Source organism: Flavobacterium flevense (assembly GCF_900142775.1).
In the GTDB taxonomy this organism is placed as follows: Bacteria; Bacteroidota; Bacteroidia; order Flavobacteriales; family Flavobacteriaceae; genus Flavobacterium; species Flavobacterium flevense.
Genome location: NZ_FRCC01000009.1, coordinates 73,101 through 98,767, shown reverse-complemented (window position 1 = coordinate 98,767; position 25,667 = coordinate 73,101). Strand labels below are relative to the sequence as shown.

The 25,667-nt window shown below is 34.8% G+C and carries 25 protein-coding genes; 14 read left to right on the top strand and 11 right to left on the bottom strand.

Features of this window, described 5'->3' with window-relative positions; translation table 11 throughout:
• Positions 1 to 17: 17 nt before the first annotated feature.
• The 3 genes from BUB89_RS14645 (at position 18) to BUB89_RS14635 (ending at position 2,246) form a co-directional block, all read left to right on the top strand.
• Positions 18 to 821: a sulfurtransferase gene (locus BUB89_RS14645; RefSeq protein WP_073246311.1), complete on the top strand. Its 804-nt coding sequence runs from the start codon at positions 18 to 20 to the stop codon at positions 819 to 821.
• A gap of 144 nt (positions 822 to 965) precedes the next feature.
• Complete coding sequence (locus tag BUB89_RS14640) at positions 966 to 1,523, top strand: thioredoxin family protein (protein ID WP_073246309.1); 558 nt, start codon at positions 966 to 968, stop codon at positions 1,521 to 1,523.
• Positions 1,524 to 1,856: 333 nt separating this feature from the next.
• Positions 1,857 to 2,246 (top strand): GreA/GreB family elongation factor, encoded by a 390-nt coding sequence (locus BUB89_RS14635; RefSeq protein ID WP_073246307.1) that lies wholly within the window; start codon positions 1,857 to 1,859, stop codon positions 2,244 to 2,246.
• A 141-nt stretch (positions 2,247 to 2,387) separates the two neighbouring features.
• On the opposite strand, the gene BUB89_RS14630 is transcribed toward BUB89_RS14635, so the two are convergent.
• The 3 genes from BUB89_RS14630 to BUB89_RS14620 form a co-directional block, all read right to left on the bottom strand.
• The gene (locus BUB89_RS14630; RefSeq protein ID WP_073246305.1) at positions 2,388 to 3,320 is read right to left on the bottom strand and encodes a peptidylprolyl isomerase; all 933 of its coding nucleotides are present in this window, start codon (positions 3,318 to 3,320) and stop codon (positions 2,388 to 2,390) included.
• A gap of 44 nt (positions 3,321 to 3,364) precedes the next feature.
• A complete protein-coding gene (locus BUB89_RS14625; protein ID WP_234982655.1) occupies positions 3,365 to 4,519 on the bottom strand; it encodes an MFS transporter in 1,155 nt (384 codons plus the stop codon).
• A 75-nt stretch (positions 4,520 to 4,594) separates the two neighbouring features.
• Positions 4,595 to 5,593, bottom strand: coding sequence for an alpha/beta fold hydrolase (locus BUB89_RS14620; RefSeq protein WP_073246462.1), 999 nt, complete (start codon positions 5,591 to 5,593; stop codon positions 4,595 to 4,597).
• Between the two features lie 211 nt (positions 5,594 to 5,804).
• On the opposite strand from BUB89_RS14620, the gene trmD reads away from it, so the two are divergent.
• The 3 genes from trmD (at position 5,805) to BUB89_RS14605 (ending at position 9,545) form a co-directional block, all read left to right on the top strand.
• Positions 5,805 to 6,482, top strand: coding sequence for a tRNA (guanosine(37)-N1)-methyltransferase TrmD (trmD, locus tag BUB89_RS14615; RefSeq protein ID WP_073246301.1), 678 nt, complete (start codon positions 5,805 to 5,807; stop codon positions 6,480 to 6,482).
• Between the two features lie 192 nt (positions 6,483 to 6,674).
• Entirely contained in the window at positions 6,675 to 7,025 is a 351-nt protein-coding gene (gene rplS / locus BUB89_RS14610; RefSeq protein ID WP_073246299.1) for a 50S ribosomal protein L19, read from the top strand.
• A gap of 282 nt (positions 7,026 to 7,307) precedes the next feature.
• Positions 7,308 to 9,545, top strand: a complete 2,238-nt coding sequence (locus BUB89_RS14605) for an NADP-dependent isocitrate dehydrogenase (RefSeq protein WP_073246297.1) — start codon at positions 7,308 to 7,310, stop codon at positions 9,543 to 9,545.
• Between the two features lie 129 nt (positions 9,546 to 9,674).
• Here BUB89_RS14605 and BUB89_RS14600 read toward each other — a convergent pair whose 3' ends face one another.
• The 8 genes from BUB89_RS14600 to BUB89_RS14565 all read right to left on the bottom strand — a co-directional run bounded on the left by BUB89_RS14600 (position 9,675) and on the right by BUB89_RS14565 (position 16,052).
• Positions 9,675 to 10,532 carry a pirin family protein gene (locus BUB89_RS14600; protein WP_073246295.1) on the bottom strand — a complete coding sequence of 286 codons (858 nt, stop codon included), beginning with the start codon at positions 10,530 to 10,532 and terminating at the stop codon, positions 9,675 to 9,677.
• Between the two features lie 5 nt (positions 10,533 to 10,537).
• Complete coding sequence (locus BUB89_RS14595) at positions 10,538 to 10,900, bottom strand: DoxX family protein (protein WP_073246293.1); 363 nt, start codon at positions 10,898 to 10,900, stop codon at positions 10,538 to 10,540.
• Between the two features lie 141 nt (positions 10,901 to 11,041).
• The gene (locus BUB89_RS14590) at positions 11,042 to 12,049 is read right to left on the bottom strand and encodes a zinc-dependent alcohol dehydrogenase family protein (RefSeq protein WP_174799725.1); all 1,008 of its coding nucleotides are present in this window, start codon (positions 12,047 to 12,049) and stop codon (positions 11,042 to 11,044) included.
• 139 nt (positions 12,050 to 12,188) lie between these two features.
• Positions 12,189 to 12,770, bottom strand: a complete 582-nt coding sequence (locus tag BUB89_RS14585) for a Crp/Fnr family transcriptional regulator (protein ID WP_073246291.1) — start codon at positions 12,768 to 12,770, stop codon at positions 12,189 to 12,191.
• A 46-nt stretch (positions 12,771 to 12,816) separates the two neighbouring features.
• Positions 12,817 to 13,206 (bottom strand): nuclear transport factor 2 family protein, encoded by a 390-nt coding sequence (locus BUB89_RS14580; RefSeq protein ID WP_073246289.1) that lies wholly within the window; start codon positions 13,204 to 13,206, stop codon positions 12,817 to 12,819.
• A 67-nt stretch (positions 13,207 to 13,273) separates the two neighbouring features.
• Positions 13,274 to 14,164, bottom strand: coding sequence for an MBL fold metallo-hydrolase (locus tag BUB89_RS14575; protein WP_073246287.1), 891 nt, complete (start codon positions 14,162 to 14,164; stop codon positions 13,274 to 13,276).
• An 82-nt stretch (positions 14,165 to 14,246) separates the two neighbouring features.
• The gene (locus tag BUB89_RS14570; protein WP_073246285.1) at positions 14,247 to 14,828 is read right to left on the bottom strand and encodes a Crp/Fnr family transcriptional regulator; all 582 of its coding nucleotides are present in this window, start codon (positions 14,826 to 14,828) and stop codon (positions 14,247 to 14,249) included.
• A gap of 450 nt (positions 14,829 to 15,278) precedes the next feature.
• Positions 15,279 to 16,052 carry a helix-turn-helix transcriptional regulator gene (locus tag BUB89_RS14565; protein WP_073246278.1) on the bottom strand — a complete coding sequence of 258 codons (774 nt, stop codon included), beginning with the start codon at positions 16,050 to 16,052 and terminating at the stop codon, positions 15,279 to 15,281.
• A 103-nt stretch (positions 16,053 to 16,155) separates the two neighbouring features.
• On the opposite strand from BUB89_RS14565, the gene BUB89_RS14560 reads away from it, so the two are divergent.
• From BUB89_RS14560 to BUB89_RS14525, 8 genes are all read left to right on the top strand, one after another.
• The gene (locus BUB89_RS14560) at positions 16,156 to 16,806 is read left to right on the top strand and encodes a DUF1349 domain-containing protein (RefSeq protein WP_073246457.1); all 651 of its coding nucleotides are present in this window, start codon (positions 16,156 to 16,158) and stop codon (positions 16,804 to 16,806) included.
• Between the two features lie 231 nt (positions 16,807 to 17,037).
• Positions 17,038 to 19,419: a TonB-dependent receptor gene (locus tag BUB89_RS14555; protein ID WP_073246276.1), complete on the top strand. Its 2,382-nt coding sequence runs from the start codon at positions 17,038 to 17,040 to the stop codon at positions 19,417 to 19,419.
• A gap of 18 nt (positions 19,420 to 19,437) precedes the next feature.
• Positions 19,438 to 20,256, top strand: coding sequence for a DUF4249 domain-containing protein (locus BUB89_RS14550; RefSeq protein WP_073246274.1), 819 nt, complete (start codon positions 19,438 to 19,440; stop codon positions 20,254 to 20,256).
• A 198-nt stretch (positions 20,257 to 20,454) separates the two neighbouring features.
• Complete coding sequence (locus tag BUB89_RS14545; protein WP_073246272.1) at positions 20,455 to 21,117, top strand: thiamine diphosphokinase; 663 nt, start codon at positions 20,455 to 20,457, stop codon at positions 21,115 to 21,117.
• 168 nt (positions 21,118 to 21,285) lie between these two features.
• Positions 21,286 to 22,260, top strand: coding sequence for a 23S rRNA (adenine(1618)-N(6))-methyltransferase RlmF (gene rlmF / locus BUB89_RS14540; protein WP_073246270.1), 975 nt, complete (start codon positions 21,286 to 21,288; stop codon positions 22,258 to 22,260).
• Between the two features lie 137 nt (positions 22,261 to 22,397).
• Positions 22,398 to 22,688 carry a hypothetical protein gene (locus tag BUB89_RS14535; RefSeq protein WP_073246268.1) on the top strand — a complete coding sequence of 97 codons (291 nt, stop codon included), beginning with the start codon at positions 22,398 to 22,400 and terminating at the stop codon, positions 22,686 to 22,688.
• Positions 22,640 to 22,936: a type II toxin-antitoxin system RelE/ParE family toxin gene (locus BUB89_RS14530; protein WP_073246266.1), complete on the top strand. Its 297-nt coding sequence runs from the start codon at positions 22,640 to 22,642 to the stop codon at positions 22,934 to 22,936. The genes BUB89_RS14535 and BUB89_RS14530 overlap by 49 nt, the downstream gene beginning before the upstream one ends.
• 135 nt (positions 22,937 to 23,071) lie before the next feature.
• Positions 23,072 to 25,567, top strand: coding sequence for a glycoside hydrolase family 95 protein (locus tag BUB89_RS14525; protein WP_083552821.1), 2,496 nt, complete (start codon positions 23,072 to 23,074; stop codon positions 25,565 to 25,567).
• Positions 25,568 to 25,667: the final 100 nt, after the last annotated feature.

Sequence of the window (25,667 nt, the reverse complement as noted above, 5' to 3'; positions counted from 1 at the left end):
TATTAAAACACAGCAACATGACAACTCCAATTGTATCTGTAAAATGGCTTAAAGAAAACCTTCAGGATCCTGAATTAATTATTCTTGATGCCGTTTTAGACACACCGCCTCATGATTTACAAATCATTGGCGCACGCACTTTTGATATTAAAACTAAATTCAGCGATACTTCAAATCCTTTGCCCAACACCTTACCCAAACCAGAAGCATTTGCTGCCGAAGCCCGAAAATTAGGAATCAACAAAAACAGCAAAATTGTAGTTTATGATACTAAAGGGATTTATTCCAGTCCCAGAGCATGGTATTTGTTTAAAAGCATGGGACATGAAAACGTTTGGGTTCTTGACGGCGGATTTCCGGCTTGGGAAAAAGAAAAATTACCAACAGAAAAAGTGACTGTAAAAAACTATCCGGAAGGAAATTTTGAAGCCAATTTCAATTCTGAAATGTTCAAAAATAAAGAGCAAATTTTAGAAAATATCAGTTCTAAAAAAGCGGTAGTTGTTGACGCTCGTTCTGCTGATCGTTTCCATGCCGAAACCGAAGAACCTCGTGAAGGCTTAAGAAGCGGACATATTCCCGGAGCGGTAAATCTTCCTTTTTCGAAAGTATTAAAAGACGGGCAATTTCTACCAAAAGAAGAACTGGAACAAATTTTACCAGTCCAGAATCAACCCTTATATTTTTCCTGTGGCTCCGGAATCACAGCCTGTATAGATTTAATTGCATACGAGTTAGTCGCTCCCAACATTCCAAAAGCAGTTTATGACGGCTCCTGGACAGAATGGGGACAAGATCATGATTTACCAATTGAGAAATAAACTCCTTTTTATTAGCCACAGATTAAAAGATTAGTACAGTTTTATTCTTGTAAATCCTTAATCTGTGGCTATTTTTTTCTATAAACAAAAAACTACGCTATTCGTAAGCCATTTTCAGTAACTTTAAACTCTAAAACAAAAACAATGGCACGCACTCCATCTAACATGCTTGAATTAGGAACAAAAGCTCCTGATTTTTATTTAAAAGATACCACCACTAACACAAAATGGTTCACTTTTGCTGATTTAAAAGGAGAAAAAGGCACACTGGTGTTTTTTATTTGCAATCACTGCCCTTTTGTGCATCATGTAATAGACGAAATCATCCGGATTGCCAATGATTACAGAGTTCAGGGAATCGGAATAATTGCTATTTCGAGTAATGACGTAGTGAATTATCCGCAGGATGGCCCTGAATTAATGACCGAATTTGCATTCGAAAATAACTTTGAATTTCCTTATTTATTTGATATAACACAGGAAGTGGCTAAAGCTTATGACGCAGCCTGTACTCCTGATTTTTATTTATTTGACAATCAGGACAAATTAGTGTATCGCGGGCAACTCGACGATAGCCGTCCCGGAAACGGAATTCCTTTAAGCGGAAGCGATTTACGTGGTGCAATCGATGGAATTTTATACAACCGAAGCATCAATCCGGATCAAAAACCAAGTATTGGCTGCAATATTAAGTGGAAATAACAGCATAAAGCGATAAATCTTTACTAACTTTGCTTTTAGGAAAATCATTGTTTATGACTATTATTCAACTTGCTTCAACACCTTCTTTTTTGTTTTCTTCTTCAGGAAAACAAAATGTTGTTGCCTTTTTTCCACATAGCAAAGCCTTTATCAATTAGACCTCCGCTCCCTACTATTTTTCTTCGAGACGGAGGATTCATTTCTTAAATTACATTTTTATCTGATTGGGATTTCCCTATCATTTTTCTATTTTATTATCTCAGGCATTACAACCATTTTAGTAACTGAGATAAAAGATTCTGATTTTATAAATAACTTTTAAATTTAAATAGTATGAAACCTACTCCTATTTTAACACTTACAGATTACAACATGCTGCGTGAATTGACTAAAAAGGCAAAAGACACTAGTAACATTAGGGAAATTGCATTGCTTACACAAGAATTAGATCGCGCTATTATTAAAAAAGAAGACGTGCTGGATGAAACTATTATCCGAATTAATTCTCATGTGGTTGTTGAAGATGTAAAAATCCAAAAACAAATGAGCATTCAAATTGTGATGCCTTCGCAATCTAATATTAAAGAAGGAAGAGTCTCTGTTTTAGCACCATTATGCGTGGCAATAATTGGTTTTAAAGAAAATGACGAAGTCGAATGGCAGCTACCATCCGGAATTAAAACACTAAAAGTAATTGCTGTAAAAAATTCTAAAAACTCGTAGTTTTTTATTTTCAAACACCTCATATCATGAAGGTGTTTTTTTATATCAAAAGTGAAACTATAAAAAAAATCCCAATTCATTTTTTACAATGAACTGAGATTTTAATTTTAAAATCAATTGATTATTCTGAATATTAAAGAACTATTTTACGTCCATTAATTCTACGTCAAAAATCAAAGTAGCATTTGGTGGAATTACTCCTCCAGCTCCGCGGGAACCGTATCCTAAATGAGATGGAATCACAAAACGGGCTTTATCCCCTACTTGCAATAAAGCAATACCTTCATCCCATCCTTCAATTACATTTCCTTGTCCTAATGGAAATTCGATTGGTTTTTTACGTGGGTAAGAACTATCAAAAACTTTTCCGTCAGGAAGTTGTCCTGTATAATGTACAGAAACTGTTTTTCCGTTTTCTGCTTTTTTACCTTCACCTCTTTGAATAAACTGGTAACGTAGACCGCTATCTGTTTTTTCAAATCCGGCAGCTAACTTTTCCATTGCTTCTTCAGCAGCATTTTTTTCTGCTTCTAAACGTTTCTTACGGTTTCCTTCAAATGAACGAAAAGCTTCAACAGCATTCCATTTTTGAGCTTCTTCTCCTACTCTGATAATTTCTAAAGTTTCTAAAGCATCTCCCTGAGCAACTGCATCAACTACATCTTGTCCTTCGATTACATGACCAAAAACAGTATGTTTTCCGTCTAACCATGAAGTTGGTACGTGAGTGATGTAAAATTGAGAACCATTAGTCCCCGGACCTGCATTGGCCATAGCCAAAACTCCTGGTTTGTCATGTTTCAAACTTGGATGAAACTCATCATCAAATTTATATCCCGGATCTCCTGTTCCTGAACCTAGAGGACAACCTCCCTGAATCATAAAATCAGGAATTACTCTGTGAAAAGTTAATCCGTCATAATATTTTGTTCCTTGTGGTTTTACTTTATTTTCTAAATTTCCTTCAGCTAATGCTACAAAGTTACCAACAGTTCCTGGAGTTAAGTCATGTGTTAATTTTACTAAAACACTCCCTTTTGGAGTATTGAATTTAGCGTATATTCCGTTTTCCATCCTTTTAAATTTTTTATTGAAGCGCAAATTTACAAATTAATTTTTTATCCATTGATGCTTTCTAAAGCTTTCCGTCCGGATTTATAAGTCAGTCCATAAACCGTAAAAGCAAAAACTGATAACAACAAACAACCTAAAGTAACGGCAAACCATCCGCCCATTTCCCATAAAAATAAACCATAGGCTGATCCTGCTGCTGTTCCTAAAAAGCTAAAGGACATAAAAACGGTATTCATCCTGTTTCTGGCTTCGGGTACGATGGAATAAACTCTGGTTTGATTGGAAATATGAACTCCCTGCAATCCAATATCAATAAATACAATTCCGATAACTATCCCAATAATATTCGTCGAAGAAAAATAAAAAACCATAAAACTCAAAGCAATCAGTAAACAACCATAACCCACCGCAATTCTGGAATTCCCTTTATCACCTAGTTTTCCAATTAAAGGTGCCGCCAAAGCTCCCGAAGCACCAACAATTCCAAAAAGACCAATAGTTGCACTATTAAACGAAAAAGGTTCGGTCGAAAGCAATAAAACCATTGTAGTCCAGAAAGCACCAAACTGAGCAAAAGAAAATACATTGATCAAAGTAGCTTCCCTTAACAATGGCTGTTCTTTTATCAAACTAAACAGAGATGAAATTAATTGTCCGTAAGTCCCTTTAAAATCTGGTTTATTATAAGGAAACTGTTTTTGGATAATCAAAAACAACAGCAAACACAAGCCGGAAGCAATCCAGAACATGGCACGCCATCCCCAAATTTCTCCGATAAATCCGCTCAATGTTCGCGAAAGCAAAATTCCTACCAGTAAACCACTCATAATCGTTCCTACAACTTTGCCCCTTTGTTGCGGTTCGCTCAAGGAAGCTGCAAGAGGCAAAATAAGCTGTGGCACAATAGAAGTGATTCCTATTAAAAGAGAAGCTATTTCTAAAATTAAAAAACTCTGTGCTGTAGCGGCAATGATCAAAGCAATTACTGTAGCAAAAGTAGTGGCTAATATTTGGGTTTTTCGTTCTATTTTATCGCCTAAAGGCACCATAAAAAACAACCCAATGGCATAACCCGCCTGAGTTAAGTAAGTAATTGTTCCTGCATCGGCATCAGGAATATTAAATTCATTAGCAATAAGAACAATTAAGGGTTGGCAATAATAGATATTAGCTACGATTAGTCCTGTGGCTACTGCCATAAAAAGGACATTTTTTTGAGATAAATTCATTTTGCAAAAATACTAGTCCAAAAAATCAGAAACAATCTTAGAAAGTTATTTATTTCCTAAAAAGTCAATTAGCGGTTTTATAAACAAATCAAAACTCTCTATGTGAGGCATGTGACCAATATTTGGGATTTCGACTAATTTAGAACCTGCAATTTTTTGCTGGGTAGCTTTACCTAGATGCTCGTACAATCCCATTGTTTTTCTAACCTCTTCACTTACTAATGGTTTCCCTAAAGCTGTTCTGTCTCTTGTTCCGATAATTAATAAAGTGGGACATTTTATATTTGGAAACTCATAAACTACAGGCTGAGTAAAAACCATATCATAGGTCAATGCAGCATTCCAGGCATATCTTTTAAAATCAGGATTCAATGTCCAGCCTGCTACTAAATTTACCCATTCATCATATTCAGGTTTCCATTTGCCGTCATAATAACTATCCATCTGGTATTTTTTTATTTTTTCATAATTCTGATTCAGTTCATTTTTATACCACCAATCGATACTTTTATAAGGCACTTTTAATTTCCAGTCTTCTAAACCAATAGGATTTTCGAGAATCAGTTTTTCTACCGTTTCCGGATACATTAAGGTAAAACGGGTCGCCAGCATTCCTCCCATAGAATGGCCTAAAACTGCTGTTTTTTGAATTCCTAAAGTATCTAAAATACGTTTGGTATTTTCTGCTAATTGCTGAAAAGTATACTGAAAACGCAGTGGTTTATCTGATTTTCCAAAACCTATCTGATCCGGAACAATTACCCTGAAACCCTGCTTTGTTAAAGCTGCAATTGTAGTTTTCCAATAGGCTCCGTTAAAATTTTTACCGTGCAGCAACATGATATTTTCGCCATTATAATTATCGGGTTTTACATCCATATATCCCATTTTCAATTCCTGTTGTTGTACCGATAAATGAATAAAACGCACCGGATAAGGATATTTGTAGTTCTTTAAATTAATATCTAATTCTTTTAATTTGTCTTGTTGTGCAAACGAAAGTAAAGTGACTAAAAACAAGAGAATACTAAATTTATATTTCATATTTTTCATATCTTAATTATTTTTTTATTTGGGGAAAGTAAATTTAGTTATAAAGAATTGTATCCGGAAATGATTTCTAAAACTTTACAATTTCTTTTATTTGTTATGCTAAAAAAGCACTGACAACCCTTTTTAATTCATTATTCCAGAATGTACTTCTAAAAACAGTTGCAAATTGTATCTTTGCGGCCTAACTATTTGGAAGATTACCATGCGCATTGATATTATTACCGTTTTACCTGAATTATTACGCAGTCCTTTTGAGGGCTCTATTATGAAACGCGCCATAGACAAAGGTCTGGTAGAAGTTCATATTCATAATTTGAGAGATTACACCACTAACAGACAAAAAAGCGTGGATGATTATCCTTATGGCGGTGGCGCCGGAATGGTAATGACAATACAACCTATTGACGATTGCATTACGCATTTAAAAAGTCAAAGGGAATATGATGAAATTATTTATATGTCCCCTGATGGAGCAACTTTAAACCAAAAAATGGCCAATACCATGTCCATGTATGAGAATATCATCATCTTATGCGGACATTATAAAGGAGTAGATCAACGTGTTCGCGATCATTTTATTACCAAAGAAATCTCGATTGGGGATTATGTATTAAGCGGAGGTGAATTAGGTGCTCTTGTTTTATCCGATGCCTTAATCCGTTTAATTCCGGGAGTTTTAAGTGATGAAACCTCAGCACTGACGGATAGTTTTCAGGACGGTTTATTATCAGGCCCTATTTACACCAGACCAGCCGACTATAAAGGATGGAAAGTTCCCGAAGTTTTAACCAGCGGAAACTTTGCCAAAATAGACAAATGGAATGAAGACATGGCCTACGAGCATACTAAAAATCGTCGTCCGGATTTATTGGAAGAATAGAAAATAGAATAAAAAAACAAGAGAAAAGATAGTGACATAATCAGCATAGTTTTTTTTCTTTTTCTTCGAAAAAAAAAGCAATTTATAATTTATAATTACATAATTTATAACTACTTTTGCACCCACATTTAATTAACCTCTGGCGATACCCGTGAATGTTGGTTAGATTTTAAACCATAATTAGCAATTAAAATGGCAAATTTAGTAGATTTCGTTAATAGCGAATTTGTTGCAAAAAAAGATTTCCCTGAATTCGGAGCTGGAGATACAATCACAGTTTACTACGAAATTAAAGAGGGTGAAAAAACAAGAACTCAGTTCTTTAAAGGAGTTGTAATTCAAAGAAGAGGTACTGGAAGTACTGAAACTTTTACAATTCGTAAAATGTCAGGTTCAGTAGGTGTTGAGCGTATCTTCCCTATCAACTTACCTGCTTTACAAAAAATTGAAATCAATAAGAAAGGTGCTGTACGTAGAGCTAGAATTTTCTACTTCAGAGAACTTACTGGTAAAAAAGCAAAAATCAAAGACAAAAGAAGATAATTTTTTATCTCTTTACCATAAAAGTCCCGCCTCGTTAAACAATGAGGCGGGACTTTTTTTTGACTGTTAGCCGCATGCAATCATCATCATCAAAGAAACAGACTTTCTTTTAAAAAAATAACATTTTAAAGCCTTGTCGTTAGTTATCCCATAATTCCGCTATTTCTATAACAAACGGGACTGTATTTTAGTCTGATTTACATATCTTTGCACCGCTTTATTCAAAGCAAACAATACATTTCACATTCTTTTTTAAAGAATTACGATTATAAAATAAAAAAAATGACACAAAAATCAAAGATTGTTTACACATTAACTGACGAAGCACCTTTGTTAGCTACTTATTCGTTTTTACCTATTGTTGAAGCTTTTACTGCTACTGCAGGAATCGAAATTGAAACAGAAGATATTTCTGTTGCTGCCCGTATCCTTGCTAATTTCCCTGAGTTTTTAACTGAGGAGCAAAGAGTAAAAGATTCATTGGCTGAATTAGGAAAACTAGCTACTGCTCCAGAAGCAAACATTATTAAATTACCAAACGTTTCTGCATCTGTTCCTCAATTAAAAGGAGCTATTGCTGAATTACAGGCACATGGATACAAGGTCCCTAACTATCCTGAGGATCCGCAAAATGATGCTGATGCAGCAATAAAAGCAAAATATGCTAAAATATTAGGTTCGGCTGTAAACCCTGTATTGCGTGAAGGAAACTCTGACCGTAGAGCTCCTAAAGCAGTAAAAAATTACGCTAAAGTAAACCCACATTCAATGGGAGCCTGGTCTGCTGACTCAAAAACTGCAGTTGCCTCTATGGAAAGCGGTGATTTTTACGGAAGTGAGCAATCACTAACTGTTGCTGAAGCTACTGATGTAAAAATTGAATTTGTTGGACAAGACGGAACAACTACTGTTCTTAAAGCAAGCACTCCATTGAAAGCTGGTGAAATTATTGACAGCTCTGTAATGCACCTGAATGCTTTAAAATCTTTTGTTGCTAAAACAATTGCTGAAGCAAAAGCACAAGGAGTATTACTTTCTGTTCACCTGAAAGCTACCATGATGAAGGTTTCTGACCCAATTATCTTTGGAGCTATCGTTGAAGTATATTTCAAAGATGTATTCGAAAAATATGCTGCTTTATTTGCTGAATTAGGAGTAAATACTAAAAACGGTTTAGGTGATGTGTATGCAAAAATTGCTGGAAACGCACAAGAAGCTGAAGTAAAAGCCGCTATTGATCAAGCAATTGCAAATGGCCCGGCTTTAGCAATGGTAAATTCTGAAAAAGGAATTACTAACCTTCATGTACCATCAGATGTAATTGTTGATGCTTCTATGCCAGCTATGATTCGTACTTCAGGCCAAATGTGGAACAAAGACGGAAAACAACAAGATACAATTGCAATTATTCCAGACCGTTCTTACGCAGGAGTTTATACTGCTACAATTGATTTCTGTAAAAAACACGGTGCTTTTGACCCAACAACTATGGGATCAGTTCCAAACGTAGGTTTGATGGCTCAAAAAGCGGAAGAATATGGTTCTCATGATAAAACATTCCAAATGTCAGCTAACGGAGTTGTTCGTGTAGTTGATGTAAACGGAAACGTTTTAATGGAACAAGCTGTTGAAGCTAATGATATTTTCAGAATGTGTCAGGCAAAAGACGCTCCTATTCAGGACTGGGTAAAACTAGCTGTAAACAGAGCGCGTTTATCTGATACTCCTGCTGTTTTCTGGTTAGACGAAAACAGAGCTCATGACAGACAATTAATCGAAAAAGTAAATACTTACCTGAAAGATTTTGACACAACAGGATTAGATATCCGTATCTTAAACCCAATTGCTGCAACTCAATTCACATTAGAAAGAATCATCAAAGGTTTAGATACTATCTCAGTAACCGGAAACGTATTACGTGACTACCTTACTGACTTATTCCCAATTTTAGAAGTAGGTACTTCTGCTAAAATGTTATCTATAGTTCCATTAATGAACGGTGGTGGATTATTCGAAACAGGTGCAGGTGGATCAGCTCCTAAACACGTAGAACAATTTACACAAGAAGGTTATTTACGTTGGGATTCATTAGGAGAATTTTTAGCTTTAGGTGCTTCATTAGAGCATTTAGGACAAAGTTTAAATAATGAAAAAGCAATCGTTCTTTCTGAAACTTTAGATCAGGCAAATGATGCTTTCCTTCAAAATGACAAATCTCCAGCCCGTAAAGTAGGTCAGATTGACAACCGTGGATCTCACTTCTACTTAGCTTTATACTGGGCTCAGGCTCTTGCTGCTCAGGATAAAGATGCTGATTTAAAAGCTATCTTTACCCCAATCACTAAAGAATTGACTGAAAATGAAGCTAAAATTGATGCTGAATTAATTGGTGCTCAAGGTAAAGCACAAGAAATTGGTGGTTACTACCAGCCAAATCCGGCTTTAGTAAGCAAAGCGATGCGTCCAAGCGCAACTTTAAATACTATTTTAGATAAAATTGCTGCTTTAAAAACCGCTTAATTTTTTTCGAATATTATATACTTAAAAAGACAACTCGAAAGGGTTGTCTTTTTTTTTATACCAATCTATAACATCAAAGATGTCATACCATTAATTAATTTATTTTTTATTTATTTAGCAGAAAAGAAATTATTTAATCTCACCATATTTTCCAGCATAAAAATCCTGATAAGCCATTGTTATTTCTTCAGCTGTATTCATTACAAATGGTCCTTCTGCCACAATAGGTTCTATATATTCTTCACCCCCAAAAAGTAGCACATCAACAATAGTATCCGAATTGTTTTTTATTTCAATCTCATCTCCTTTCCTGTCAAATTCTACAAATTCACCAGCTGAAAACTCAGTATCATTTAAATTAACTTTACCGGTAAATATAAACGAGGCCACTTCTATTTTGTCTGCCAGGTATATTGAGAATTGTTTTCCTGGTTCCAGATGAATATGGTACAGAAACTGCTCCGTATAATTTGGAATTATTGCGCTTAAATTATCATAATTCCCAACCAATACCTTGATAAAGCCACTTTCATCAGCTAATGTTTTTTTGGGAACCTGATTAGCTTGTACAGCTAAATATGCCGGCATTTCTGCTTTGTTTGCAGCAGGAAGATTAATCCAGAACTGAAAGCTGTGCACAATTTTATTATCCGCTTGAGTATCGTAATTCAAATTCTCATCATGAATAATTCCGTTACCTGCTTTCATCCATTGCATCCCACCAGAATGCACCTTCGCATAGTTTCCTGAACTATCAAAATGTTCATTCTGTCCTTGAAAAATATAGCTTAATGTAGCAATTCCTCTATGCGGATGAGCTCCCATTCCACCCACATGTACTTTCTCTTTTACAACTGGAGGCAAGTAATCCAAAAATACAAATGCGCCTACTTTACCTGAGTATCGATTGGGTAGTATTCTCATAATAGATAAAGGTCCAACATCTGCCCGGTGGCCTTTTGAATAACTGCTTATTTGTTTTTTCATGTTTTTTACGAATTTGTTTTATTATAAAAAATATAAGAAACTCCTAACAGGATTAAAAAAACAATTGGAGCAACAGCAACTGACAGTGGATCAGCACTGGAAATATGAGCAATAAAAGCGGATACAAATGTCAGTGCAAATCCAAAATAAGCGAATGATTTTATTTTACCTGAAACCATAGGAAGAATCAAGGCTAAAGCACCTAAAACTTTTAGAACTCCCAGTTCAATTCTGAAATAATCAGGAAAACCTAAATGCACGAATGCCGCTTTCATGTCAGGATTTGTAAAATAGCCAAATGCACTAAAAAGCATCATAGCAGTAATAATTCCGGTTGTGGTCCAGTAAATAATTTTGTCTTTGTTCATTTTTTCTAATTTTTAGATAATTAATTTATTATTTGTTTGATGATGTAAAATTGCATCGAAAACAAGCCTTAAAACGATGCTATTTGATAAAAAAAACCGTTGATATATATCAAAGGTTTTAAATTTCAAAACTAACATGAATTATACATTCACTACTATTTTACCAAATTGTTGATTGGATTCCAGATAGTTATGAGCAGCAACGATGTCATTAATATTAAAAACTTTATCGATAACTGGCTTCAATTTTTCTTCAGCTAATCCTTTGTCAATAAAAGTTATGGCTTGTATTAAAACTTCCATATTACCCATTACTTCAATTGCTGAATAACCTCTGATAGTGGGCGTTTTCATCAAAACATCAAATGCTGGAAAACTGGCTGGTTCGTGGCTCAATGCACCGTAGACAAATACTTTTCCGTTTTCGGCAACTGAGCTTAAAAGGTTACTGAATTTAGCACCAACTACAGGATCTAAAATTAAATGCGCACCTGCATTATTGGTGATTTTTAAAACTTCAGTTGCAATATCTTGTTCTGATGTTACAATTACATGAGCCGCTCCTGCATTCAATAATGCCTCTTTTTTCTTTGACGAAGTAGTTAAAGCAATTGCAATTCCTCCAACATAATTAGTCATTTGAATAGCAGCAAGACCAGCACTGCTTGAAGCAGCATTAACAACCACAAATTGTCCCGCTTTTAATTGTCCGGAATGCACAACCATCCCATACATTGTTAAATAACTTGTCCAAACAGATGCCGCTTCATCAAAAGATAAATTAGATGGATATTTGTGTATTGCATATGCTGGCATATTGATGTATTGACCATAAGAAGCATAATTATGCAATGAAAATCCTGGTATAACATTGACAACATCACCCACTGCTACATTAGAAACCTCCGAACCTACAGCTTCCACAATTCCGGCTGCTTCATAACCTAACTGGGCAGGAAAAACAGGATTCTCTATATACATTCCCTGACGGTACATAGCATCGGCTCTGTTAATCCCAATAGATTTAACCTGAATTCTTACTTCCTGTGATCCGGGATAAGCCACTTCTACTTGTTCAACTTTTAATACTTCCGGAGTTCCGGCTTCGTGAAAAACTACTGTTTTAGACATTTTTGATAAATCGCTCATTGTTTTATTTTTATAAATTTTTATTGATTTTGATAAGGCAAAGTTGCATCAAAGGCAGGCCTTTCAACAATGAGATATGATAAAAAAAACCGTTGACATATATCAACGGTTTCTATAAATTAAAACTTAAAAATGGGTTTTATTTGGTGCCTTGTTTTCTAATTCGGCTCAGTGTTTCTTTGGTAATCCCTAAATAAGAAGCGATAAGATGTTGCGGAAACCTTTGAATAAACTGTTGATGATGAGCAGCAAATTCTTCATAGCGTTTTTCTGCGGTATTGCTGATTGTAGAACTCAGTCTACGCTGATTGACAATCGCATTTCTTTCATCCATCAATCGTATCATTTGTGCAATAGCAGGTATTTTGTCCATCAAATACAGCATTTCAGCTCTTGTAATAATAAGAAGTTCGGTGTCTTCCCACGCATCAATATTATAAACAGAAGGTGTAAGCATCGTTGAACTTTCACGATCATTCGCCCAATAGTTTTCGATAAACAAATGCACAATATGTTCCGTACCCTTATCATCAACACTGTATTGACGCATTGCTCCTTTTACAATAAAACCAGCATATTTACACACATCACCTTCCTGCAAAAAGTATTGTTTTTTTCTAATTTTTTTAGGCTGAAAAGTAGCTGTAATTAAAGCTTGCTCTTCTGTTGTAAGCGGTAAATTGGAATATTGGCTGATATAAGCTATTAGTTTTTCGTGCATTGATCTGATGATTCATTTAAACAATGCAAGGTATAAAAAATTGACATTATTTCACAGCATCAATTACAGGCTGGCTATCTACAAATTGTTCGAAACTAATAATTTTGCTGTCTTTTAATTTCCAGATGTGAGCCACTCTGGTTGTAAATGATTTGCCTGTAAGTTTGTATGTTCCGGAGTAAGTTCCGTAAGCAACTACTTTATCATCGCTGGCAACATAATCTTCAGGAGTAAATTTATAATCAATCCATTCGCTTCCCAATCGGCTAAAAACATTTTGGGTTATACTTTCTAAGCCTATATAAGTTCCTGCGTATGGAAAACCTTTGGCTTCGGTCCAGGAAATATCATCGGCAGCATATTGAGCCAGATTTTTACCGTTTTCTTCCGAAGTTTTTCCCTCGTAGGTGCTTTTTATGATTTCAAGATTTGTCATTGTCTTTTTATTTAAAGAACAGCCTGACAATACAAAAAGGGCTGTCAGGCTGTAAAAAATTGATTTTTTACCATTTCATTTCTCCGGTATTTACTTTGGCTCCAATTTGTAGAGCTGTTTCAAAAGTAAGTGCCGGATATTTTGCTTTCAAAGCTGTAATTAAAGCTTCTGATGTTGTATTGGTTTTCAAAGCTTCTTCGTAAAATTGAATATAACTTTTAGTATGATTTATGGCAGTAATATCAAATGGAGAATTGGAATTGGCATGAGCCGGAATTACAATTTCTGGCTTCAAAGCCGAGATTTTATCTAAAACTCCAATCCAGCTTTTACGGGCTTCCGGAGTTTGAGCATCAGCCATCCATAGATTAAAAGTCGTTCCAAAAATATTGATGCCGCCCACCACTGCTTTAATGGAAGGAATCCAGACAAAAGTCTTATTTGGGAATTCTTCCAAACCAATAATTTCTAATTTTTGTCCTTCCAATTCAATGCTATTTCCTTTTAAAACCTGAGGCAAAACAACATTTGACGTAATGGCTTTACCTAATCGTTCTCCCCAAACATCTAATTTTTTTTGTGCCGAAGCCTTAATTGCTTCTACTGAAGCTGGTGATGCATACGCCACTACATCCGGAAAATATTTTTTGAATATTTCTAATCCAAAATAGTAATCAGGATCAGCGTGAGAAACATAAATAGTGGTTAGTTTTTTACCACTGGATTTAATTTCCTGTGCCACTTTTTCGGCATCCGCCAAAGTAAATTGAGCATCAATCAAAACGGCATCTGTTTTTCCTGATATAATCACTGATGCTACGCCAAAACTATTTTCTGATGCGTTGTACACCTGAAGTTTCAAATTTTCAGTTTCAATAGTCTTGAAACTTTGTGCTTGGGTTTCCATATTAAATAAAATTAAGGTTATTAAAAATACTGTTGAAATAATTGATTTCATTTTTGCGATGTTTAAATTAACACTGCAAAGATGCGACAGCAGCCAGTCTCAATACATTAAACTAGTTTAATAAAATTCAATCTTATTTTTTGGAGGCAATTTTTTTTCGAATATTACTCAAAAAAACATTGGTTATACCTAAATAAGCCGCTATTTGAATATTGGAAAGGCGCTGAAAAAGCTGTGGGTATTTTTCTGAAAATTCGATATAACGCAATTCCGCTGTTTTGCTTAAATTATCGATCATTCTACGCTGTAAAGCTACATGCGTTTTTTGAGTCATCACCCGAAATAATTTTTCTATTCTTGGTAAATTCGAATAAGCAAATTCTTTATCCTTTTTAGAAATTAGAAGGACTTCGCTGTCTTCAAGAGCTTCTATATAAAGTTGGGATGGCGTTTCTGTAGTAAAACTATCTATATCAGTAATCCACCAATTTTCAATGGCAAAGTAAAGTATTTGTTCAAAACCATTTTTGTCAATATGATAAACCCTAAAAAGACCTTTAACTACAAAACCTTCAAACTTGCATACTTCTCCTTCTCGTAATAAGAAACTTTTTTTCTTAATAAATCTTTGTTCAAATAAATTACAAAATTCCTCTGTTTCAGTAGTTGAAAGCACAACGTGATCGGCAATATTTTTTTGGAGAAGTTCAGTCATAAAATATATGATTTTATATCAAAGATAAGTTTTTCCATTACTTAAAATAGCCACCTATCCTGTTCATTTTCTAATTAAATAAAATTTATATTTTTTTATAATTTAATTCATAAGTAAACGAACATTCATTTATAACCCCTATTTTTGTTGCTGATAATTACAGAAAATGAGAACCAGAGACACTAATAAAAAAGAAATCGTTAAACAAAAAGCCATTGCACTTTTTGTTTAAAAAGACATAGAAAGTTTTAGAATTAAGCAAATAACAAAATGAAGAATACCACATCATCGGATTTAGATTAGCAGTTCCCTCCTACGTTTTTAATGATTGATTTTCAAAACTTTAGAACATTACAACACTTTAGATAATCGTTACTGCCAATTGTTCTGGCCCACATTTGAAATCCGGAACAGGAAACAGAATCTATTGTAGCGGTTATCGAAATTTAATTACAATATATTTAGCGCTTTTGCAGTACAAACAGCTTCCATAGAGTTACCTACTTTCAATTTTTCCAGAATATTTTGCCTGTGTCTATTGACAGTGTTGATACTAATTTTTAATTCGGATGCAATTTCCTTACTAATTAATCCCTGACCTACTTTAATGAGTATTTCTTTTTCTCGTGATGTCAACAAATCGCTGCAGTTGTTATATGTGTCTACTAATCGTTGTGTACCTGTTTTAATATTTTTAATTTTACCATCAATTTTATTATCCAGTGGAGGCGTGTCAAAGGAATAATTATACAAACACACATCTAGCCATAATCCTCCTTTTAGACTATGCTGCAAATAAAAACTACGGTGAGAAATATATTCGTACTCCTGATTGCTGTTTAATACCCTGATAGTACAGGAAGTGGCATAATTTAATTGCTCTTTGGATTCAATGGATTTTAAAAAATTAAAAAACTCCAGTTCTAAAAGATGTCTTTGAAAAAGATCCTCAGGATGAATCCGACGGTATATATCTTCCTCCCAAATAGAATCAATTGTACTGTAATGATTAGGAGTCATACCGAAAAATGCTCCGAAATCTCCAGCAAAAACATGGCTTTTATTTTCAGCTAAGTCAGACAATACAGCAACTGAACGATCTATAGCAACATAATTTGCCATTTTTGCTATACATTCCTTCAATACTATAGCACGGTATTTTTCAGAATCCATCATTTCTAATGAAAACCGTTCATGTAAATCTTTTAAAGGGTTTAGCTCCATTTCTTATTTTGCAAATTATGGTTATAATTCAGTATTGCTGAAAGGTATTAAAAAATGCAATTTTGCAGTAATTAATTTCATTAAAATACTTAAAACAAAATATATGAAAAACTTTTTTTTACCTATAAGTATCATCTGCATACTGGTCACAAAAACAAATGCGCAGCAATTAAGCAGTATGACATGGTTTAACGAACCCAAAGAATGGTCTGTAAAAGACAATAAATTAAGCATGCAGGTCACGCCTCAATCAGATTATTGGAACAAAACCTATTATGGCTTCACTGTTAATGACGGACCGTTTTTATACACAGAAAGAGGAGGCGAATTTGAAGTTATTGTACAAATAGAGGGCAATTACAAAACGCGTTTTGATCAAATGGGACTAATGCTTAAAATTGATGAAAATCATTGGATTAAAATGGGTATTGAATATGTGGATGGTGTTTATAACTTTAGTACTGTTCATACAATAAATCAAAGTTCATGGAGCGTGGTTACTTTAAATGAAAAACCAAAAGAAATGTGGGTAAAAGCAATAAGACGAAGTGACTCTGTCGAAATTTTTTATTCAACAGATGGAAAAAAATATACTATGAGTAATATTGTTTATTTTCCTGAATATAAAACGATACAAGTTGGCATGATGGCTGCCAGCCCTGACGGGAACGGATTTTTAGCTTCCTTTAATAATTTCGCCATCACTCACCTCGCTGATAAAAGACGTTTGGAATGGTTAAAAAACAATCAATAAACTGAATTTAAAAATCTAGTACTAAATATATTGCCGTAAATTTCACATGATTTAAAAGTTTTTTAAATCCTTGAAATTTGCGGCAACATTAGTTTTAAGAACTTGTGTTTTCATTTAATAATGTTAAAATATATTTTCACTAATCTTTAATACAATAACAAACATAAATTAACAGTTATTGTTTGACATTTCTTTATAAATAAATGACATTTGCAATTCAAACATCCTAAAATGATTACGAAAAAAAACAGTTTTCTTTTTGTCTTTCTGTTCCTTAGTTTCGCCGTTTTTTCGCAGGAAAAATTTACCTTGAGCGGAATTATTACTGATCTGAAAAATAACGAAACCTTAATTGGTGTCAACATCTATTTTCCTGATTTAAAAACAGGAACAACCACTAATGAATACGGATTTTATTCGATAAGTGTTCCGCAGGGAAATCATACTATAACCATCAGTTATATTGGATACCAAAATATCGAAAAAAACATTTTGGTCTCACAAAGTACCAAAATGAATTGGGAACTCACTGAAAACGGAGAACTACTGGACGAAGTTATCATTACCGATAATCAGGGTAAAGCCAATACCCGAACTCCGGAAATGAGCGTGAACCGACTCTCTATTTCGGCCATTAAAAAAATGCCTGTTGTTCTGGGAGAAGTAGATGTTATCAAATCCATTTTACTATTGCCCGGAGTGACGAATGCCGGCGAAGGTGCCTCTGGGTTTAATGTTCGCGGTGGTGGTGCTGATCAGAATTTGATTCTACTCGACGAAGCCACAATTTATAATTCCTCACATGTTTTTGGATTTTTCTCTGTCTTTAATCCTGATGCTATTAAGGATTTAAAATTGTATAAAGGAGGAATTCCGGCACGTTTTGGAGGTAGAGCTTCTTCGGTTTTGGATATTTATCAAAAAGAAGGAAATAGCAACGAATTTCATATGAATGGCGGAATCGGACTGATTTCGAGCCGTATTCTGGCCGAAGGTCCTATTGTTAAAGATCGTGGCTCATTTTTAATTGGCGGAAGAGCTTCCTATGCCCATCTATTTTTAAAATTATCCGAAGAACAAAAAGACAACTCCGCTTATTTTTATGATTTAAATACCAAACTGAGTTATAAAATCAACGACAATAACAACATTTATTTATCAGGTTATTTTGGTCGCGATGTTTTTGCCATCAATAAAAGTTTCAGCAATACTTACGGCAATACCACTTTAAATTTACGCTGGAACCACCTGTTTTCAGATAAATTGTTTTCAAATCTTTCCCTTATTTACAGTGATTATTATTACGGACTGGATTTGGATTTTGTAGGTTTCACCTGGGATTCCGGCATTAAAAATTACAATATTAAGTATGATTTTAAAAATTATATTTCTGATAATTTTAAACTAAGTTATGGTGCCAATGCTATTTATTACAATTTCAATCCCGGAACTATCAAACCATCTGATGCTGATTCGGGAATAAATCCGGATCAATTAGACCGAAAATATGCCTTTGAACCTTCGCTTTATATAGAAGCCGAAAATAAACTGACTAATAAAATTTCGATCAATTACGGATTGCGCTACAGCATGTTTTACCGTTTAGGGAATTCAACAATCAATTTATACGAAAATGATAATCCGGTTGTTTTTAACACTGATTTTCAGATTTATGAAAAAGCAACACCCACAGGCAGTAAATATTACGGTAAAAACAAAACCATAAAAAGCTTTGATAACTTTGAACCGCGATTTGCTGTTTCGTATCAGTTGAATGAAGATCAGGCCATAAAAGCCAGCTATAACAGGATGGTACAATATTTACAACTGGTTTCTAATACCTCCTCGCCTACTCCTTTAGACATCTGGATGCCAAGTGATACGTATGTCAAACCTCAAATTGCTGATCAGGTAGCAGTGGGTTATTTTAGAAACATTCGTAATGGCGATTATTCTGTCGAAATAGAAAGTTTTTACAAAAAAATCCAAAATCGAATGGATTATATTGATGGTGCCGATTTGATTGCTAATGATGCTATTGAACAGGTAATTCTTAACGGTCGAATGCGTTCTTATGGTTTAGAATTTATGCTGAAAAAAAATGAAGGACGCCTGAATGGCTGGATTTCATACACTTTATCAAAATCAGAACAACAAACTCCCGGAAGAACTCCTGAAGAAATAGGAATTAATTACGGCAATTGGTACAACTCCGCTTATGATAAAACGCATAACGTAGCCATAACAGCTGCTTATCAGCTTAATAAAAAATGGGATTTTGGAGCTAATTTTATTCTGCAATCCGGGCAGCCTGTCACTTATCCTGATGGCAAGTACAGTTATGGAGATGTATTTGTTCCAAGCTATGGTTTGCGCAACAGAAACCGCTTGCCGGTATACCATCATCTCGATATTTCTGCAACCTTAACTCCTTCAAAAAACAAAGACAGAAACTGGAAAGGCGAATGGGTTTTTAGTATTTACAATTTATACAATCGTCAAAACGCAGCTTCAATTGCTTTTAGACAAAATACGGATACTGCCATAAACGAGGCAGTAAAAACTTCGATTTTTGGTATCGTACCTGCTGTGACTTATAATTTTAAATTCTAAGACTAATTAAAAAACATCATGAAAAAAATAATATTCCCATTTTTAGTTTTAATCAGTTTGTTAAGCAGCTGCGAAGAAGTAGTGGATCTAAAATTAGACACCGCGGCACCTAAATTAGTTATTGAAGCTTCCGTTCTTTGGGCAAAAGGCAGCAGCGGTAATGCTCAAAAAATCAAACTTACTACTACCACCGGCTATTATGATACCGAAGTTCCTATTGTAACCGGTGCCAATGTTTCGATAACTAACAGTCAAAATACCGTTTTCAACTTTACCGAAATACCCAATACAGGTGAATATGCCTGCACCAATTTTATCCCTAAAACAGGAGAAACATACACACTTACTATTATCAATAACGGGGAAACCTATAGCGGAACAGAAATATTTCAGTCCTTAGCTCCTATCACCCGGATTGAACAAAATAACGAAGGTGGTTTTACCGGAAAAGATATTGAAATAAAAACTTTTTTTACTGATCCCGCCAATCAGGAAAATTATTACCTCTATAAATACGTTTATTCTAATGAAGCTACTGTTGATTATAGCGTTGACAAAGATGAGTTTTTTGACGGGAACGAATTTTTCAGCCGTTCACAAAAAGACGACTTAAAAGCAGGTGATGAAATTGAATTGGCTCATTTGGGTATTTCAAAACAATATTACAACTATATGAATATTTTGATTGGTATCATCGGAGGGAATTCGGGAGGTCCTTTTCAGACACCTCCGGCAACGGTAAGAGGAAATATCAAAAACATAACGAATCCTGAAAATTATCCTTTGGGTTATTTTTACTTAGGCGAAGCTGATTTACGCAGATTTGTGATTCAGTAATTAGGTTTTAATCTAAAGCAAAATGCAATTGGCTACAGCCAAAAGCAATTGATTCATGCCAATAAAGTTATACTAACACCAAATACCTTTTTACCGCTGATTACACAGATTTTCACCAATTAATTGGTGTAAAGCTTATAAGCTGTGGCAAAAAAATTAGTTATATTTGCTACCTCAGAAATCTAAATCTACATTCCTTTGTCATCACATCATATTGTTCGCGACGATCAAGAACCGGCTTTAATTATTGCCAATGGCGCTTCCTGTAATCCTGAATTATTGGGTCAGTTACTCGAATGGTCACCGCTGGTTATTGTACTGGATTCGGCCATCGAGCGGGTAATGGAGCTTGATATCAAAGTCGATGTATTACTGGGTGATTTTGATCGTGGTTTTGATCCTGAATATTACAAAGAAAAACAATATCCGCTGGAAATTGTGCATACACCGGATCAGAATAAAACCGATTTAGAGAAAGCTTTTGATTATTTATTCGAAAGAAAAATTCCCGCAGTCAATGTCGTTTGGGCAACTGGAAAACGCACCGATCATACTATTACTAATTTGACTAATATTGTTCGTTATCGGGATAAATTAAAGATTGTCATTTTAGACGATCATTCTAAAGTGTTTTTATTACCCAGAAAATTCGAAAAATGGTATACGGCAAAAACCCCAATATCGTTAATTCCGATAGGTCATGTAAGCGGAATCCGTTCTGAAAATCTATTTTATCCCTTACAAAATGACAGCCTCACTATAGGCTATCGCACCGGAAGCAGCAATTATGTAGCACAAGACGGTCTGGTAGTTATAGAACATCAGGAAGGCGATTTGCTGTTAATGGAATGCATGGATTAATAAAAAGAAAACACGGATTAGATAAATTTAGAAAATCAGTACCATTTCCTAAATTGGTGTTCCAAAAAAATTACAAAAAATTAACCACTAATTCATTCTAAAATAACACTTTGGAAAGCTAAAACAAACTTGAAATTTCGTACCTTTGCAGCGAAATTAAAAAATAAGATGTCTAAAGCAATTACGGAGAAAATCAATTTACATTCCAGAAACCAGCATCGATCACGCTATGATTTTAGGTTGTTGATTGAAAATTGTCCTGAACTAAAATCTTTTGTTCACCACAATGAACACCATCCCGATACTCCGGGAGAAACTATTGATTTTAGCAATCCAAAAGCGGTAAGAGCATTAAACAAAGCTTTATTACATACTTATTATAAGATTAAAAACTGGGATATCCCTCAGGATTACCTTTGCCCTCCTATTCCCGGAAGAGCCGATTACATTCATTACATAGCCGATTTACTAGCTGAAAGCAATAACGGAATCATACCAACAGGAAATGAAGTCGAAGGCTTAGATATTGGTGTGGGTGCCAATTGTATTTATCCCATAATCGGGAATGCAGTCTATGACTGGAGCTTTGTAGGAACTGACATTGACGAAAACGCGCTGAACAATTGCAGTACCATAATTGAAGCCAATCCTAAACTGATTGATGTTATTAGCTTGCAACAACAATTAGAATCCCGTTTTATTTTTAAGAACATCATCACACCCGAAGATAAATTTGCTTTCACAATTTGTAATCCTCCTTTTCACAGATCAGCCGAAGAAGCCGGCAAAGGAAGCTTGCGAAAAGTAAATAATTTAGAAGATAAAAAAAGTACCAAAGCCGTTTTGAATTTTGGCGGACAAAACACTGAATTGTGGTGCGAAGGCGGCGAACTGGGTTTCATTACTCAAATGATTTTTGAAAGCGCCCGTTACCCCATGCAATGCCTGTGGTTTACAACACTTGTTTCTAAACAGTCCCACCTGAAAAGTTTATACAAAACCTTAAATAAGGTCAACGCTGCCCAAATAAAAACCATCGATATGGCACAAGGGCAAAAAATCAGCCGCATTCTGGCTTGGTCGTTCCTTACCGAAAACCAACAGCAAGATTGGAAATTTGAAATAGAAAAGCCTCTTTTTTAATTTTTTTCATTTAGTTATAATAAATTGAAAAAAATCAACAAAAAATCTTCCCGTGTCCATGAAACATAAAGTAGAAAACAGCTTGTTTTTATGATTTACATTGCTCTTTTGTTTAAATTTACATAAACTCTTTTCTTATGAGCACCATTGAATTAAAAAATATAGTGATTTCAAAAATTGCCGGAATTGATGATGAAGCTTTTTTATCTGCAATAAACACTATTTTAGATAGTAAAGTAAAAAGTATGGAAAACAATCCTGATTTGCAAACCATCATAATGCTTACAGAACAACAAAAAAAAGAAATTCAAAATTCTCAAAAAGAATATTCCGAAGGACATTATATTGACAATGATTCCGTAAATGAAGAAATGGAAAAATGGCTGCGAGAAGAATCGTCTGGACAACTTCTGCCAAAGTTCAATTAAAAGCTATTTTCGAATATTTTAATTTTAGAAATAAAAGTAAATCCTATTCTTTAAAACTAAACAGGCTCATTCAAACCGAATTAAAAATAATACTTCAACAGCCTAATATTGGTAAAAAAACCAATTCAATAAACATTCGGGGATTATTGATAGAGAATTATTATATCTTCTATGAAATAAACGAAACTCACATTATAATTCTTTCTGTTTGGGATACAAGGCAAGATCCCAAACGATTTGATTTGTAATAGGATTATCAAAATTCAAATATTATAAAATTCCACTCCAACTTGCTGTAAAGTTCTAAGTTTTAGTTATTTTTAGAAACTCAAAATAAAATTCTAAAAACTATTCAACTTACACTATTAAAACCCTGTCCATCTATGCCTCTTTTTTACAAAACAAATGCAAATCAGCTGAGAATTGTTTCTTTTATAGCTGTACAAATCCTGTTTACTAATTTTTCCCAAGCCCAGGATTTAAAATTATGGTATGACAAACCTTCCGAAAAATGGGTGGAAGCACTGCCCGTAGGAAACGGAAAAATTGGCGCCATGATATTTGGTGGCGTTGAAGAAGAACTTTTACAACTTAACGAAAGTACGCTATGGAGCGGTGGTCCGGTAGAAACCAATGTTAATCCGGAATCTAAGGACTATTTGCCAAAAATTAGAGAAGCTTTACTAAAAGAGGAGGATTTCAGCAAAGCCAATCAATTGACCAGAAAGATGCAGGGATTGTATTCGCAGTCCTATTTGCCTTTAGGCGATATTGTTATCAAACAGGATTTCAATAATGCAAAACCTACTGCTTACTATCGGGATCTGGATATTCAAAATGCAATCGCAACTACAAAATTCACGATTAATGGTGTTGAATATACCCGTGAAATTTTTACTTCTGCACCGGACAATGTAATGTTGGTTCGAATTTCGGCTAACCAAAAAGCAGCACTTACTTTTAGTATTTCGGCTAAAAGTCAATTAAAGTACAATACCTCGACTAAAGAAAATAACGAACTTATTATTAGCGGAAAAGCACCGGCTAACGTAGATCCTTCCTATTACAACGTAAACGGAAGAGAGCCTGTAATATACGAAGATCCTACGGGATGCGATGGCATGCGTTACCAATACCGTGTTAAAGCAGTAAACTCAGGTGGGACTGTGACGACAACTGATTCGGAAATTAAAATTAAAAATGCCAGCGAAGTTGTTCTCTATATTACTGCAGCGACCAGTTACAACGGATTTGATAAATGTCCGGATAAAGACGGAAAAGATGAAAACAAAATTGCATCAGACCTGATTAATAAAGCTGCAAAAAAATCATTTGCCCAATTATACAAAAGACATCTTGCTGATTTTAAACAGTATTTTGACCGCGTTTCTTTTACAGTAAAGAACACCGAAAATAATCCAACTACAACAAAATTGCCTTCAAACGAACGATTAAAAGCGTATTCTAATGGCGCTTATGATCCTGAATTAGAAACTTTATATTTTCAGTACGGAAGATACCTGCTTATTTCCTCTTCCCGTCCGGGCGGACCTCCGGCTAATTTACAGGGAATTTGGAACCAAATACTTCGTGCGCCATGGAGTTCTAATTATACCATCAATATCAATACCCAGATGAATTACTGGCCGGCAGAAGTAACCAATCTTTCTGAAATGCATCAGCCGCTTTTAGACTGGATTCAAAGTCTGGCAAAAACCGGAAAAGTAACAGCTCGTGAATTTTATGGTGCCAATGGCTGGGTTGCTCATCACAATTCTGATCTTTGGGCATTGAGTAATCCTGTGGGTGACAAAGGTGACGGTGACCCGGTTTGGGCTAACTGGTGGATGGGCGGAAACTGGCTTACACAACATCTTTATGAGCATTATAGATTTACCGGAGATAAAAAATTCCTGGCCGAAAAAGCCTATCCGGTGATGAAAGAAGCTGCTTTATTTTCTTTGGACTGGTTAGTCGAAGACAAAAATGGTTATCTGGTTACTGCTCCTTCTACTTCTCCTGAAAATAAATTTAAAGACATCAAAGGCCAAGAACAATCTGTATCTGTTGCTACTACGATGGATATGTCAATTATTAGAGATTTATTCGATAATTTAATTGAAGCATCCGAAATATTAGATACCGATAAAGCTTTTAGAGAAACTTTAATTGCAAAACGAGCAAAACTGTATCCGTTGCAAATTGGTAAAAACGGTACTTTAATGGAATGGTATAAGGATTTTGAAGAAACAGATATCCACCACCGTCATGCCTCTCACCTCTTTGGTTTACATCCCGGAAGAGAAATAACTCCATTAACAACTGATTTTTTTAACGCTGCCAAAAAATCGCTTGAAGTTCGTGGAGACGAAGGAACAGGATGGAGCAAAGGATGGAAAATTAACTGGTGGGCGAGATTACAGGATGGCGACCACGCCTACTCTTTGATCAGACAATTATTAAACTATGTTGATCCTTTAAAGAAAAATACAGGTGCCGGAGGTACGTATCCTAACTTTTTTGACGCACATCCTCCGTTTCAAATTGATGGAAATTTTGCAGGAACTGCGGGTATGGCCGAAATGCTTTTGCAAAGTCAATCCGCTTACATTCATTTACTTCCTGCATTGCCAAAAGCCTGGAGCGAAGGGCATATAAAAGGACTTATTGCCAGAGGAGGATTTGAAATAGACATGAATTGGAATAACCAACAACTGGATACAGCATCTGTAAAATCATTAAATGGTGTCGAATGTATCATTATTACAAATGTTCCGGTGAAACTTAAAAACACTGATATTGTTTCGAAAAAAACAGACAACGGTTACCATATTTCATTTAAAACATCCAAAGGCAAAACCTATCAGATAGTGAAGTGATAATCGAAATTATCACCGTTTTTAAACTTTACACAGTCGTTTTATTTTTAATAAAGCGACTGTGTGTTTTTATTTATAAATGGAATACAGCAATTCTTTA

Excerpts from the sequence above, each read along its gene's own strand:
- BUB89_RS14640 (WP_073246309.1), top strand. The coding sequence starts at position 966 with ATGGCACGCACTCCATCTAACATGCTTGAATTAGGAACAAAAGCTCCT.
- BUB89_RS14600 (WP_073246295.1), bottom strand. The coding sequence starts at position 10,532 with ATGAAAAAACAAATAAGCAGTTATTCAAAAGGCCACCGGGCAGATGTT.
- rlmF (WP_073246270.1), top strand. The coding sequence starts at position 21,286 with ATGTCTAAAGCAATTACGGAGAAAATCAATTTACATTCCAGAAACCAG.
- BUB89_RS14620 (WP_073246462.1), bottom strand. The coding sequence starts at position 5,593 with ATGAAATATAAATTTAGTATTCTCTTGTTTTTAGTCACTTTACTTTCG.
- BUB89_RS14630 (WP_073246305.1), bottom strand. The coding sequence starts at position 3,320 with ATGGAAAACGGAATATACGCTAAATTCAATACTCCAAAAGGGAGTGTT.
- BUB89_RS14625 (WP_234982655.1), bottom strand. The coding sequence starts at position 4,519 with ATGGCAGTAGCCACAGGACTAATCGTAGCTAATATCTATTATTGCCAA.
- BUB89_RS14560 (WP_073246457.1), top strand. The coding sequence starts at position 16,156 with ATGAAAAACTTTTTTTTACCTATAAGTATCATCTGCATACTGGTCACA.
- BUB89_RS14575 (WP_073246287.1), bottom strand. The coding sequence starts at position 14,164 with ATGAAATCAATTATTTCAACAGTATTTTTAATAACCTTAATTTTATTT.
- rplS (WP_073246299.1), top strand. The coding sequence starts at position 6,675 with ATGGCAAATTTAGTAGATTTCGTTAATAGCGAATTTGTTGCAAAAAAA.
- BUB89_RS14595 (WP_073246293.1), bottom strand. The coding sequence starts at position 10,900 with ATGAACAAAGACAAAATTATTTACTGGACCACAACCGGAATTATTACT.
- BUB89_RS14635 (WP_073246307.1), top strand. The coding sequence starts at position 1,857 with ATGAAACCTACTCCTATTTTAACACTTACAGATTACAACATGCTGCGT.
- BUB89_RS14585 (WP_073246291.1), bottom strand. The coding sequence starts at position 12,770 with ATGCACGAAAAACTAATAGCTTATATCAGCCAATATTCCAATTTACCG.
- BUB89_RS14550 (WP_073246274.1), top strand. The coding sequence starts at position 19,438 with ATGAAAAAAATAATATTCCCATTTTTAGTTTTAATCAGTTTGTTAAGC.
- BUB89_RS14590 (WP_174799725.1), bottom strand. The coding sequence starts at position 12,049 with ATGAGCGATTTATCAAAAATGTCTAAAACAGTAGTTTTTCACGAAGCC.
- BUB89_RS14645 (WP_073246311.1), top strand. The coding sequence starts at position 18 with ATGACAACTCCAATTGTATCTGTAAAATGGCTTAAAGAAAACCTTCAG.
- BUB89_RS14555 (WP_073246276.1), top strand. The coding sequence starts at position 17,038 with ATGATTACGAAAAAAAACAGTTTTCTTTTTGTCTTTCTGTTCCTTAGT.
- BUB89_RS14580 (WP_073246289.1), bottom strand. The coding sequence starts at position 13,206 with ATGACAAATCTTGAAATCATAAAAAGCACCTACGAGGGAAAAACTTCG.
- trmD (WP_073246301.1), top strand. The coding sequence starts at position 5,805 with ATGCGCATTGATATTATTACCGTTTTACCTGAATTATTACGCAGTCCT.
- BUB89_RS14530 (WP_073246266.1), top strand. The coding sequence starts at position 22,640 with ATGGCTGCGAGAAGAATCGTCTGGACAACTTCTGCCAAAGTTCAATTA.
- BUB89_RS14570 (WP_073246285.1), bottom strand. The coding sequence starts at position 14,828 with ATGACTGAACTTCTCCAAAAAAATATTGCCGATCACGTTGTGCTTTCA.
- BUB89_RS14605 (WP_073246297.1), top strand. The coding sequence starts at position 7,308 with ATGACACAAAAATCAAAGATTGTTTACACATTAACTGACGAAGCACCT.
- BUB89_RS14535 (WP_073246268.1), top strand. The coding sequence starts at position 22,398 with ATGAGCACCATTGAATTAAAAAATATAGTGATTTCAAAAATTGCCGGA.
- BUB89_RS14525 (WP_083552821.1), top strand. The coding sequence starts at position 23,072 with ATGCCTCTTTTTTACAAAACAAATGCAAATCAGCTGAGAATTGTTTCT.
- BUB89_RS14565 (WP_073246278.1), bottom strand. The coding sequence starts at position 16,052 with ATGGAGCTAAACCCTTTAAAAGATTTACATGAACGGTTTTCATTAGAA.